Consider the following 12,996-nt stretch of genomic DNA (forward strand, 5'->3'; position numbering starts at 1 on the left):
TGCCAAACGAACTCACTTCACCGCCCCCGCCGTCAGGCCCGCGATGAAATTGCGCTGGAAGATCATGTAGACCGCGATGATCGGAGCGATGATGAACACGGCGCCGGCGGTCAGCACCGGGATATCGATGAGATATTTGCCCTGGAAGAACAACATGCCGATGGGCAGCGTGCGCGCAGCATCATTGTTGACCAGGATCAGGGGGATCAGGAATTCGTTCCAGGTCCAGATGAACAGGAAAAGGGCCAGCGTCGAGATCGCCGGCTTCATCAGGGGCAGCAGCACGAAGCGCAGCACCTGCAGGCGCGTGGCGCCGTCTATGACCGCCGCCTGCGTGAGTTCCCTTGGCACCTGCTGCATGGCGCTCGCCATGAACAGGGTGGCGAAGGGAATGGACATGCCTGTTTGCGGCAGGATCAGCGCCCAGTAGGTGTTGAGCAGGCCCAGCCAGTGGAACTCGTAGAACAGCGGGATGATGAAGGCTTCGGTCGGCACCATCATGCCGATGGTCAGCATGATGAACAGCGTGCGCTTGAAGGGTAGTGTCAGGAAGGCGAAGGCAAAGCCCGAGAAAATGCCGAGGATGATGCTCATCACCACCACCGGGATCACCACCACGACTGAATTGACGAAGTAGGCGCTGAAATGCCCGTCGACCCAGGCGGTGGCGAAATTCTCGAAATGCGGCCTGTCCGGGAGCACGAAGGCACCGGCCAGGAGATCCCTCTGGCTCTTGAGCGAGGTGAGGATCAGCAGCGCGAAGGGCGACACCGTGAGGATGGAGAAGAGCCAGAGCAGCGCGCGCAACGGCAGCAAAGAGGGTCCGATACGCTGCTCGCTCATTGCGCGTCCTGCTTGTGCGCGGGCATGAAGCGGTGGATGGCGCCGTTCACCAGGAAGATCAGGATCGCCCCGATCACCGCCACTGCCGAGGCATAGCCATAGCGCCCGAGATCGAAGCCGAGCTGGTACATGTAGAGGTTCGGCACCAGGGTCGAATTTGCCGGGCCGCCCCGCGTCATGGTGAAGATGAGGTCGAAGCTCTTGATCGAGGCGATGATGGTGAGGAGCAGCACGATGCGCACCTCAGGCAGCAGCGAGGGCACGCTGATATAGCGGAAGGACTGCACGGGCGTGGCCCCATCCACCTTGGCGGCGTCGTAGAGCGAGGGCTCGATGCGCTGCAGGCCCGACATGAAGATCGCCATGCAGAAGCCGGCGTAGTACCAGGTGGCGACCATGCCCACCGCCGGCAGCGCGAAGGCGAAGCTGCCGAGCCAAGGCAGTGCGACAGCCTTGAGGCCGACGGCTTTCAGCGCCTGGTTAAGTGGCCCGAAGGCGGGATTGTAGAGCCAGCGCCAGATGATGCCGAGCACGGCGGTGGGCATCACATAGGGCATGAAATAGAGCGTGCGCAGTGCCAGCTGCTCGGTGGTGCGGATCGAGGTGACGACCACGGCCAGGATAAGCCCGATGATCAGGGGCAGCGCGACATAGAAGGCAAGCAGGACCAGGTTGTTCCACAGCGCCGTGTAGAAGACGGGATCGGAGAACAGGGTCGTGTAGTTCTTCAGGCCGACGAAGACGGGCGCGCTGATGCCGTCCCACTGCGTAAAGCCGAGGACGATGGAACTGAGGATCGGCAGCAGCACGAAGGCCGCGTAGACGGCCAGCGAAGGCAGCACGTAGAGCAGGTTACGGAATTTGGAGGCATCGAGCATCGGGCCGGGGGCTTACCTGTTTACGAGGGCGCGGCATGAGCCTCCCCCACGAAGCTGGGGGAGGCTTTGCGCTGCGCCCTATCCCTTCTTCAAGCTCGCCATGTAGTCCTGGTAATCCTTGTCGACCGCCGAGATGAAATCGGCTGGCGTCATGTCCTTCGCCAGCACCCGGGCAAGATTGTCCGAGAGCGTCTTCAGCATGGTCGGGCTCGCCCAGTCCGGATAATGGCCGAGTGCATTGGCAGCGTTCACGCCATCCCATACCTTGAGGGTTTCGCCAAGCAGCGGCGGCACCTTGACCTGGTCGGGATGCGCCAGCGCTACGGCCGGCAGGTAGCCGGCGGCGGCCCAGGCGGAGGCGGCCTCATCCGAAACCATGTAGTTCATATATTCGCCCGCGAGGTCCTGCGTGGCCTTGTCCTTGGCGAGCGCGGTGATCGCCCAGGCGAGGTCGATGCCGCCCACCACCAGGCCGTTCTTCACGCCGGCGGGCGGCGGAACGGGCATGAAGTGGATGTCGGGGTTCTGCTGCAGGTCACCCAGGCGCCAGGTGCCGGTGAGCAGGAACGCCCCCTGGCCGCTGGCGTAGAGCTGGGCGGCATCGTCGTCCGAGATGCCCTGGTAGCCGTCATTGAAGGCGCCGCCCGTGGCCCAATCCTGCACCTGCTTGGCGGCGGCGAGGTTGTAGGGTGTATTCCACGAACCGCCGCGGCCATAGATGATGTCGTCGAGCGGCTTGCGGTCGGCTGCCCCGATCATCGCCTGCGCCACCGCAGCAAACATATGCAGCGCCATATGGGCCTTGACCGTCCCCATCATGAAGGCCGGCGTGCCCTTGGCCTTCAGCGTATCGACGTCCTTGACGAGGTCCTCGAAGGTGGCCGGCGGTGCATCGATGCCCGCCTCCTTCAGCACCTTCGAATTGTAATAGAGGCCCACCATCTCGCCGAGGCCGGAAATGCCATAGGTGGGCCCGACGCCGAATTCGCCCTTGTCGGACCAGCGGTCGCGCGCCAGCACGCTGTCGGACTGCTTCTTGTCCCAGCCGTATTTGGCGATGTATTCGTCCACCGGCAGCAGCAGCTTCTGCTTCACCATCGCGCCCATCTCCTGGGCACCCTGGTTGGCCTTGGTAACGACGGGTCCGTCGCCGGACGAAAGCGTGAGCTTCAGCGTCATGGCGAGATCGTCGAAGGTGCGGCCGGTGCGGTTGATCTTCACGCCGGGATGTGCCGCCTCGAATTTCGAGTTGAGGCTCTGGATCACGGTGGTCTGCGAGGGCAGCGTATAATCGTCCCAGGTCGTCAGGGTCTGCGCCCCGGCGCCCGCGATCGAAGCGCCCCAGGCAAGGGCCACGCCCGCCAGCGGGCCCAGGAAACTATGCAATAGAACGGATTTTGCTTTACATGACGTCCCAGTCCGCAACATCGGATCCTCCCTGCGTTGCGAGTCACGGACGCTGACCGCCAGCTCGATGCGGCAGCGCCTCCCCTCATCGTCGGCGCTACCATCGAGCCGATTGCCCGGCTTGGCAAGGTGCTTTTATGGGCGGGTGAAACCGATTTCTTAAGCAAGAGAATGACGTTACGTAATAGGTAATCGCCTCATGGCAGAATTTCGCCGTTTTGCGCAAGAGCGGGTCGGCGAGCGTGGAGTGCCGGCATACACCTTCCCGCAGACGGGACCGCTGAGCATGTCGACCGCCCATGGCCGCGCCAGCCATTGCCCGCCGAACAGGCAGACGCTAGGCTCGCCCCAGCCCCGAGTCCCGAGGAACTTCCCGTGCCCGACTACGCCATCCGCCGCGCCACGCCCCAGGACCGTGACGCCATCTACGAGATCTGCCTCAAGACCGCCGACAACGGCTCGGACGCCAGCCACCTCTACTCCTACCCCCGCCTGCCGGGCTTCATCTGGGCCGTGCCCTACCAGGTGCTCGAGCCCGACTACGCCTTCGTGGTCGACGGCGGCGCGGGCGCCATGGGGTATCTCGTCGCTACTCCGGACACGGCCGCCTTCCACGCCAGGCTCGAACGCGAATGGTGGCCCGGCGTGCGCGAGGAGATCACCGATCTCAAGCCGACCAGGCCCAATGACGAGCGCGCGATCCGGCTGATCCAGCATCCCGAGGGCAAGGACCCGGCGATGCTCGCCGCCTACCCCGCCCACCTCCACATCAATCTCCTCCCGCCCCTCCAGCGCGGCGGCTGGGGGCGGAAGCTGATCGAGACGCTGGTGAGGGAACTGAGGGCGAAGGGCGTGCCCGGGCTGCATCTAGGGGTGAGCGCAGGGAATACGAAGGTGCTGGGATTTTATGAGCGGGTCGGTTTCAAGGAGATCGCCCGGCCGGCGAGTATTTATATGGGGATGAGGCTTTAAGGCGGTCCCGACCGGTGGATTTTCTGCCGATATCGGCCCAACGTCTATCATGCCGCAAGTCGGATCATGCCGCATGATCGAGTTTTGAGGCCGGCTACATGATCCCGGCCACGCGATGGTTCGGCGTTACCGGCCAACGATGTGACCGGACAGACCACGACTAATGACCTGCCTTCAAAGCTCGACTGAAGGCGGCAGTCACCATATCGATCAGTTCCCTATGTATATCGCGCCGCTGACGGCCTCCGCCATCCATGCAAATCGGATCGCCAACCTTTTCCGCCTCGGCAAGCCCAGGCGCACCCGGCTTGCATTCGGCGAACATGCTGTAATGGCTCGCATCTTCAATTGTGAAGTAAGTGGCATTTGGGATGGCCCTTGCAATTTTGGCAGCCTGCGCGGTCAGAGGGATTTTCCCGGGTCGACCTAGATTTACGAGCTCAACAGGAATTGAGATCCGGGAAAAGCTGTTGAATTCGAAGACATCGACAGGCGCAGGATCGATCGCCATGACAAATCTGAAGCGCGTGTCCCGATTGTCGCGGGCGGCGGATCTCATATCCATGGCGTGAAGGTCGACGCCGCTTTGCCTGACCCATTCACAAAGGGAAGGGTTGAGCACGTCCGTATCGCAATAACCTGCCAAACGTTTTGGGTCCACGCGAGCGCCAGCGATCGCCAAAGCCGTGCTTCCGCCCATGGAAAGCCCGAGAGCACCGACCTTGTCATGTTCGAGGTGTTCCTTGAAAAACGCGTCCTGGTCCATCGCATTCAAGGTCTCGCTAATATCTGCAGGTCTGCGCCAAAGCTTCATCGTTTCCGTTGCGGATCGGTTTGGACCTGTATTTCCAGGATGAGTCGGGGCCGCCACAACGAACCCCTGCTTCGCCAACGGCAACGCGATCCAGCTCAAGGCTTGCGGGTTTCCTGCCAGGCCTGCGCCATGCGACAACAATATGAGAGGAAATTTTCCATCTGAGATTGGGGCATCGAGCATGGCGGGTGTTCCCACGAAAAACATGCTCTCCCCGAGCGTAACCGATTTTCCGCCCGAAGATGCCGGGTACCAGACGGTCACGTCGAGATCGATCCCGCGCTCTTTGGAAGGAGCCGTAATCTGACGCACACCGACATCGTCACTGGCGACGGCTGACTGTTGCACCGCCAATGTCGAAAACACGACAGTCCAAAGCATAGCCAGGATTTTAATCAGAGACTTCATTGTCTTCCTCTCGCGCCCATTCATCGCGCTCACGCTGTCGGTCCTCGCACCGGACTTTTGATAGTTGCCGGCAGGAAAGAGCGTGGGCGGTCAGGCGCCAAGATTGACCGGAATCCAAGCTGGCTCGCCCTCGAACGCGATCTTGGACGTCCTGGATCATGATCAAGGTCGGTTGGCGCTATGAATTCTGCACTGAGGCGCAGGATTACGATGCGACAAGTAGCTCGTTCTGCGCTCCGGATACGGCCGATGTTCCGCCGCCGATCCTGTGATGGGCGCCGGGTGTTACCCAAACGGCATGTGACTCACTGATAAATTCACGGCAACGCACTTTGCCTACTTCTCCTGGCAGGCTTCTGGCTTTACGAACAAGGCCGGGCTCGCGGCAAACTGACCAGGAAGGCACACCATGGCTCCTCTCCATTCGGACGCCCTCGTTCTTTTCGGCGCCACCGGCGATCTTGCCTATAAGCAGATCTTTCCCGCGCTGTATTCGATGGTCCGGCGTGGCGTGCTGACCACGCCGGTGGTCGGCGTTGCCTTCGATCCCTGGGACGTCGAGAAGCTGAGGGCTCGGGTGCATGAGAGCACGCAAAAATTCTATGGCGACAAGTTCGACGAAGGTGTGTTCGGCAAGCTCTCGGCCCTGATCAACTATGTCAGCGGCGACTATCGCAGTGCCGATACCTTCGCCAAGCTGAAGGCGGCGCTGGGAACGGCCACCCGCCCCCTGCATTATCTTGCCATCCCGCCCAGCATGTTCGAGACGGTGGCGCAGGGGCTGCAGAATTCGGGCTGTTCCGAAAATGCCCGCCTGATGGTGGAAAAGCCCTTCGGCCATGACGAGGGCTCCGCGCATGAGCTCAATGAGGTGCTGCACAAATATTTCAATGAGGGCGCCATCTTCCGCATCGACCATTATGTCGGCAAGGAAGCCGTACAGAACCTGCTCTATTTCCGCTTTGCCAACGCCTTCCTCGAGCCGATCTGGAACCGCAACTATGTCGAGAGCGTGCAGATCACCATGGCCGAGGATTTCGGCGTGCAGGGCCGCGGCAAATTCTACGACGAGGTCGGCACCATCCGCGATGTGATCCAGAACCATCTCGTCAATGTGATGATCATGATCGCGATGGAGCCGACGGCCGGCAAGATCGAAGACGACCTGATCGAGGAGAAGGTGAAGATCTTCAAGGCGATCCGTACCTTGCAGCCGCAGGACGTGGTGCGCGGCCAGTTCGTCGGTTACCTCAACGAGCCGGGCGTGGCGCCGACCTCCACGGTGGAGACCTTCGCCGCCGTGCGCCTGTTCATCGACAGCTGGCGCTGGGAGGGTGTGCCCTTCTATATCCGCGCCGGCAAATGCCTGCCCGTGCGCTGCACCGAAGTGGTGGTGCGCATGAAGAAGCCCCCGCACGACGTCTTCGGCGAAAGGCTGCAGGGCGCTGCCAACGAGCTGCGCTTCCGCCTGAACCCGCAAATCTGCATCGGCCTGAACTCGCGCATCAAGGCGCCTGGCGAGCAGCTGACCGGCGAACCGGTGGAACTAGTCGCCGTCGACGACGGCACCAACGATCTGCAGCCCTATGAGCGCCTGATCGGCGACGCCATGGCGGGTGACAACGGGCTGTTCACCCGCCAGGACGCCAGCGAGATCGCCTGGCGGATCTTCGATCCGGTGATCGGCAATGTGGTGCCGGTGACGCCCTATCAGCCCGGAACGTGGGGCCCGCCCACGATGGCTGGATTCGAGCCGCCGTTCGGATGGGTGGATCCGAAGGTGTAGCTGGGAGCGCTGGCTCTAGCCGGCATCTTGGAAACGGCGACGTTTGAGGCTCAGCGCGAAATCGCCTCCAGGGCGAGATTGCGCGTCTTCGGCCCCATCAGCCCGATGGCGAGCGCCACCACGAGCATGGCCGCGGCGATAAAGACGAAGACGCCTGTCACACCCGAATATTGCAGCACGAAGGCGATGACGAAGCTGGTGAAGATCGCCGAAAAGCGGCTCCAGGAATAGACGAAGCCGGCTGCGCGCGCCCGGATGCCGGTCGGGAAGAGCTCCTGCTGATAGGCATGGAAGGTGTAGGACATGATGTTGTTGGCGATGGTCAGGCAGGCGCCGAGCGCGATGATGGCCGCCGGCGCCGTCACCTGGCTGAAGGCAAGGCCCGCCACGATGATCACCAAGGCGATGACGACCAGCACGCTCTTGCGCTCGTAGCGGTCGGCGAAGAAGAACCCGAGCAGCGGCCCCACCGGCGAGGCCAGCGCGATAATCGCGGTGTAGAACAGGCTCGATGTCGTGGTGATGCCCTGCTTGATCAGCAGCGTCGGCACCCAGTTGAGGAAGCCGTAGAAGCTCACCGTCTGGCAGACGTTGAAGATGATCATCATGATGGTGCGCTCGCGCAACGGCGGCTCCCAAATCTGCATCCAGCGGTTCTGCTGCTTCACCGGCTCGGGCGCGGCCGGTTCCGGCAGCGGCGCACCGTGTTCGGCCGTTACACGCAATTCCAGGTCGCTCATGATGGCGTCGGCTTCGCGCAGGCGCCCCTGCTGCGCCAGCCAGCGCGGGCTTTCCGGCAGGCCGAGGCGGATCCACCAGATGAAGATGGCGCTGCTCGCACCGATGAGCACCACCCAGCGCCAGCCATCGAGCCCGAAAGGTGCGCTCGGCACCAGGAAATAGGCGAGGAACGCCGCCACCGGCACTGCGGTAAAGCCCACGGCCTGGCAGCAGGCGAAGGCGCGCCCGCGCACATGGCGTGGCACGAGCTCGGAGAGATAGGTGCCGATCACGATCATCTCGACGCCGAGCCCGAGACCCGAGATGAAGCGCCAGAGGTTCAGCCCCAGGGCCGTGTCCTGGAAGGCCATGACGATGTTGGCAGCCGTATACCAGAGCAGCGAAACGGTGAAAACGCTGCGTCGGCCAAAGCGGTCGGCCAGGAAACCGCAAACGATAGTGCCGATGAACAGGCCGGCGAACAATGCCGCGACGAAGCTTGCCACGCCATTGTTGCCAAACAGGCCCGGTGTCGTCGGTGTGAGGATCCCGGCCTTGACCAGCCCCGGCGCGATATTGCCGGTGTAGAGCAGGTCGTAGAGCTCGAAGAAGAAACCGAGGCTGAGCAGCACGATCAGCTTCCACACCGTATAGGTCTGCGGCAGGCGGTCGAGCCGGGCCGCAATGGCGCCCGCGGCAAGCGCGTTGTCGGGCGGGGTGGGGGCGGCGCGAGGCGCCCTGATGGTGGCCTGAGTCATGGGACGGGACGCTTCCTGGCTCGCCTGCTGCGGGCGTTGAGCCTTTCCAGCAGAAGAAGGGAATGGGGACAAGCACGCAAGGGTTGTGCTGGGAGCGCTGCTCCGGGTGCACGGGCATCCTGCCCGTTCTTGGAAACGGTGCGCTCCACGAAAAAGGAAGAACGGGCAAGATGCCCGTGCACCCGGAGGATGTCCGCGCTCCAGGTCACTCCAGCTGGAACGTCTCGAACCGCCCGAGCGCTTCCTCGATAACCGCCTTGTGCCGCGCTTCCTCTCCCTGCCCGACCCAACTCCATTGCTGGATCAGGAGCTTGCGGCCCGCCCGATCCGTCTTGAGATCGATGGCGGCAACGACCTCCTCGCCCGCCAGCACCGGCAGAGCAAAATACCCGAGAACTCGTTTTTCCTTCGGCACATAGGCTTCAAATCTATGATCGTAGTCGAAGAAGAATTTCAGTCTCTTGCGCTGGATCACCAGGGGATCGAAGGGCGAGAGGATATGCACCAGTTCGGCGGGCGGCGCCGATACGGCCTCCAGCGCTTCGGGACGGGCCCAATGCTCGACCTTGCCGGCCTCCTCGACATCGACGGCGAGGATCTCGCGTCTGCGCATGCGCGCCTCGATGCGCTCGCGCACAGCGCCCTTGAGGCTGGGCACGAGATGGCAGATCGAATCAAGCGTGACGATGCCCTGGGAGCGCAGCGCCCGGTCGATCAGGTAGTCCAGCCCCTGCCGCTCGGTCGCGGGCTTGGGCTTGAGCGCGGGATCGCCATCCCAGCCAAAATGGCGCCCCATCAACTCATAGGTCTTCAGCATGCCCTCTCGCGCCGAGACCGCCAGCACGCCGGTGTAGAAAGCCAGCTGAAGCGCCCGCTTTGAGGGTTTGCGGCTCGCCCAGGGATGGTCTTTCTCCATCAGCACGTCGTCATCGATGTCGCGGATGGTTAGCGGCCCATCCTTGCGGATGAGGGTGAGCACCTTGCGCATGTCCGCCTTGGTTACGCCGTCGAACCATTTGTCCTGCCGCTCATGATATCGCTTCATGTCCGGCAAAAAGAAACGCAGATCCGTCGTGGGGATATAGGACAGCGCATGTGTCCAATATTCGAAAACGGATCTGTCGCTGCTCTGCGCCTGCGTGAGATGCGCCCGCTTGTAGCCGGGAATGCGCGTCCACAGGATGTGGTGGTGGCTGCGCTCGATGACATTGATGGTGTCGATCTGCACATAGCCTAGATGCGCCACCGCAGCCGGCGTCGCCTCCACGCCGTCACCGAAAGGCGCCAGCGAATCCAGCCGCTGGGCGTGGAGCAGGACACGGCGGGCCTGAGCCTTGGTCAGGAAGCGGGGCTTACGGGGCATGGGGCAGAATCAGATGTGAGAACAGAAGGAGATCATTATGCAGGGCGGGCGAAAGGAATGTCGAGAGAGACGAGCCTCACGCCGCCACGTACATCACCTTCACCTCCCCCGGCCCAGCAGGCCTGGCGATGATATGGGGCACCTCGTCGAGGCCGACTTCGCGCGAGATCAGCTTGTCGAGTTCGATCGCGCCGGAACTCACGAGGTCCGCCGCGCGCTTGTGGGTGAAGGGGTTGATGAAGGAGCCGAATACTTTCAGCTCGCGGAACAGGATATCGAAAGGCTCCACCGGCACGCTGACGCCCTGCGGCATGACGCCGAGGATGATCACGCTGCCGCCGGGCCTTGCGAGCTGGAAGCTCTGCCGGACCGTCTCCGCCACGCCCGCGCATTCGATCACCACATCGGCACCGCCTGGCAGCAGCCCGTCCGGCCCGACGACCTCAGCGATGAAATCACCGGCCGAAGGATCGATGCTGTCGGTGGCGCCGATCTCCTCCGCCAGCTTTCGCTTGGCGGCCTGGCGGGTGGAGAGCACCACCCGGGCCGCGCCGGCGAGCCGTGCAAGCTGCACCACCAGCAGGCCGATCACGCCGCCGCCGAGCACCACGACGGACGAGCCCGGCCGGATCGCCGCGAGGTCGACGCCATGCAGGCAACAGGCCAGCGGCTCGCAGAAGGCGCCATGTGTCGCCTTGAGGGCCAGAGGCAGCTCATAGGCTTGCTTCTGCGGCACCAGCACATACTCCGCAAGGGCCCCATCGCGATGGATGCCGATGGCGCGCAGATTGCGGCAGAGATTGATGCGCCCGGCCTGGCACTGCGCGCATCGCCCGCAGACGATGTTGGGATCACCGGTGATACGCGTGCCCGCGCGAAAGCCTTCCACCTCACCGCCGATGTCCTCGACGATGCCGCAGAACTCATGCCCAAGGGTGACGGGCGGTTTCGAGGGAAACTCGCCGAGGAAAAGATGGCGATCCGTGCCGCAGATGCCGGAGGCCTCCACGCGCACGAGCAACTCGTCCGGTCCGGGTTTGAGCCTGGCGACCTCGCGCAGATGCAGCGCTCCCACGGCTTCAAGACGAATGGACTTCATGGCTGCCTCCCGGATCTGGTTTGGCACCATGGTCCACGGGGAGCACGGTGTTGGCAAGGGGAGGCTGGAGCGGCGGGAGCACCTGCTTCCCAGAGCCGATCTGCGGGCCGGTGCTGGAATGTCGAATTGGCGCGTCGAGCCAATGGGGGACACTTACGGGGTATCCAACGCCCCCTCTGCCTATATTTGGGTGCAAGACAGACAAGTTCAAGAATTGGCGAGCCGCTTTTTGTCCATAGACTAGGGAACCTCGAATGAAGAGGTTCCGAAGAGATGAAGCAGTCAAAGGAAGGCGCTCGCGAGGGGCGGCGCCAGAAAACTGGTCGCGATGATGCTGATCGGAGTGTCGCCATCGCCGGGCATGCCGTGGTGATCGCCGGAGCAGGACCGACAGGGCTGATGTTGGCGGGCGAGCTGGCATTGGCGGGCGTCGATGTCGCCATAGTCGAGCGACGCCCTAGCCGGGACCTCCTCGGCTCACGCGCAGGTGGTTTGCATTCACGCACCATCGAAATCCTCGACCAGCGTGGGATCGCCGACCGGTTCCTGTCGGAAGGACAGGTGGCGCAGGTCGCGAGGTTCGCCGGTGTCTCATTGGACATCAGTGACTTTCCCACCCGGCACAATTACGGGCTCGGACTGTGGCAGAACCATATCGAGCGCATCCTCGCCGGCTGGGTGGAGGAGCTGGCGGTGCCGATCCATCGCGGATGTGAGGTGGCGGGTTTTGAGCAGCACGACACCAGCGTCGACGTCAAGCTGTCCAATGGCCAATCGCTGCGGGCGGAATATCTCGTCGGCTGCGACGGAGGACGCAGCCTGATCCGCAAGGCTGCCGGCATCGAGTTCCCCGGCTGGGATCCGACGACCAGCAACCTGGTCGCCGAGGTCGAGATGACCGGGGAGCCGGAATGGGGCATCCATCGCACGGGCCTGGGCATCCATTCTTTCGGCAGGGCCGAATACGAGATCCGTGACGGCGAGGTCGTCTATCTGGATCGGGGTCCGATACGGGTCATGGTGACCGAAGAGCACTTGGGAGCCACGACCGAACCGACCCTGCGCGATCTCAGCAAGGCGCTCATTGCCGCATGTGGGACCGATTACGGGGTCCACAGCCCCACTTGGATCTCCAGGTTCACCGACACCACACGGCAGGCCGCGGCCTATCGAAAGGGACGGATTCTCCTGGCCGGCGACGCAGCGCATGTCCACGCTCCGGACGGCGGACAAGGCCTCAACACCGGCGTTCAGGATGCCGTAAACCTGGGATGGAAGCTGGCCCAGGTGGTCAAGGGGACGTCGCCCGAAAGCCTCCTGGACACCTACCACGCCGAGCGCCACCCGATCGCCGCCCGCGTGCTGCGCACCACAATGGCCTCTGTCGCACTTCGACGCCAGGACGAGCGCATGAAGGCGGTGAGCGAAACCATTGCCGAGTTGCTCGGCATGGACGAGCCTCGCAGACGATACGCCGCGATGATGTCTGGCCTGGATATTCATTACGACTTCGGCGGTGGACATCCGCTGCTCGGGCGTCGCATGCCCGATCTCGATCTGGTCACGAACAACGGCCCGATGCGGGTCTTCGCTCTGCTGCATGATGCCCGGCCTCTGCTGCTCAACCTCGGTGTGCCCGGCAGCATCGACATCACGCCATGGGCAGATCGTGTTCGGGGTGTGGACGCCGAATACGCCGGCACGTGGGAGCTTCCTGCCCTTGGGGTCGTCCCTGCCCCCACCGCCGTGCTGATTCGGCCCGACGGACACGTGGCCTGGGTGGAAGACTTGCCACGGCAGGGGCTCGCTGATGCGCTAACGACCTGGTTTGGACCGCCGACCAGGGGATAGCGCATCGGCAACAACATTCCGTGGGGAGTCGCGAGAGGTAAGCCCTGGCCGATTCTCGAGCCAGCCATCGACAGCCATTCGGCATGCCGGGCGCTTT

General features: G+C 63.1%; 10 protein-coding genes. 3 read left to right on the top strand and 7 right to left on the bottom strand.

The features are described from left to right. Window positions 1-12: 12 nt before the first annotated feature. The 3 genes from ACMDCR_RS23060 to ACMDCR_RS23070 all read right to left on the bottom strand — a co-directional run bounded on the left by ACMDCR_RS23060 (window position 13) and on the right by ACMDCR_RS23070 (window position 3,149). On the bottom strand, window positions 13-843 hold the full coding sequence (locus ACMDCR_RS23060; protein ID WP_413988866.1) for a carbohydrate ABC transporter permease: 831 nt from the start codon (window positions 841-843) through the stop codon (window positions 13-15). Next, window positions 840-1,721, bottom strand: coding sequence for a carbohydrate ABC transporter permease (locus tag ACMDCR_RS23065; RefSeq protein WP_413988867.1), 882 nt, complete (start codon window positions 1,719-1,721; stop codon window positions 840-842). Before ACMDCR_RS23065 ends, ACMDCR_RS23060 begins: the two co-directional genes overlap by 4 nt. A 78-nt stretch (window positions 1,722-1,799) precedes the next feature. Continuing rightward, complete coding sequence (locus ACMDCR_RS23070; RefSeq protein WP_413988868.1) at window positions 1,800-3,149, bottom strand: extracellular solute-binding protein; 1,350 nt, start codon at window positions 3,147-3,149, stop codon at window positions 1,800-1,802. Between the two features lie 354 nt (window positions 3,150-3,503). On the opposite strand from ACMDCR_RS23070, the gene ACMDCR_RS23075 reads away from it, so the two are divergent. Further along, window positions 3,504-4,100, top strand: coding sequence for a GNAT family N-acetyltransferase (locus ACMDCR_RS23075; RefSeq protein ID WP_413988869.1), 597 nt, complete (start codon window positions 3,504-3,506; stop codon window positions 4,098-4,100). A gap of 160 nt (window positions 4,101-4,260) precedes the next feature. Here the strand turns inward: ACMDCR_RS23075 and ACMDCR_RS23080 are convergent, their stop codons facing one another. After that, on the bottom strand, window positions 4,261-5,322 hold the full coding sequence (locus ACMDCR_RS23080; RefSeq protein ID WP_413988870.1) for an alpha/beta hydrolase family protein: 1,062 nt from the start codon (window positions 5,320-5,322) through the stop codon (window positions 4,261-4,263). A gap of 409 nt (window positions 5,323-5,731) precedes the next feature. Between ACMDCR_RS23080 and zwf the strand changes: the two genes are divergently transcribed. Next, the gene (zwf, locus tag ACMDCR_RS23085) at window positions 5,732-7,108 is read left to right on the top strand and encodes a glucose-6-phosphate dehydrogenase (RefSeq protein ID WP_413988871.1); all 1,377 of its coding nucleotides are present in this window, start codon (window positions 5,732-5,734) and stop codon (window positions 7,106-7,108) included. A 50-nt stretch (window positions 7,109-7,158) separates the two neighbouring features. Here the strand turns inward: zwf and ACMDCR_RS23090 are convergent, their stop codons facing one another. The 3 genes from ACMDCR_RS23090 to ACMDCR_RS23100 all read right to left on the bottom strand — a co-directional run bounded on the left by ACMDCR_RS23090 (window position 7,159) and on the right by ACMDCR_RS23100 (window position 11,048). Then, window positions 7,159-8,586, bottom strand: coding sequence for an MFS transporter (locus ACMDCR_RS23090; RefSeq protein WP_413988872.1), 1,428 nt, complete (start codon window positions 8,584-8,586; stop codon window positions 7,159-7,161). Between the two features lie 205 nt (window positions 8,587-8,791). Then, a complete protein-coding gene (locus tag ACMDCR_RS23095; protein WP_413988873.1) occupies window positions 8,792-9,949 on the bottom strand; it encodes a winged helix-turn-helix domain-containing protein in 1,158 nt (385 codons plus the stop codon). 76 nt (window positions 9,950-10,025) lie between these two features. Then, window positions 10,026-11,048 (bottom strand): zinc-dependent alcohol dehydrogenase family protein, encoded by a 1,023-nt coding sequence (locus ACMDCR_RS23100; RefSeq protein WP_413988874.1) that lies wholly within the window; start codon window positions 11,046-11,048, stop codon window positions 10,026-10,028. 351 nt (window positions 11,049-11,399) lie between these two features. Here ACMDCR_RS23100 and ACMDCR_RS23105 point away from each other — a divergent pair, with 351 nt between their 5' ends. Continuing rightward, a complete protein-coding gene (locus ACMDCR_RS23105; protein WP_413993696.1) occupies window positions 11,400-12,899 on the top strand; it encodes an FAD-dependent monooxygenase in 1,500 nt (499 codons plus the stop codon). Window positions 12,900-12,996 lie beyond the last annotated feature (97 nt).

The organism is Labrys okinawensis (assembly GCF_047345005.1).
GTDB classification, from domain to species: domain Bacteria; phylum Pseudomonadota; class Alphaproteobacteria; order Rhizobiales; family Labraceae; genus Labrys; species Labrys okinawensis.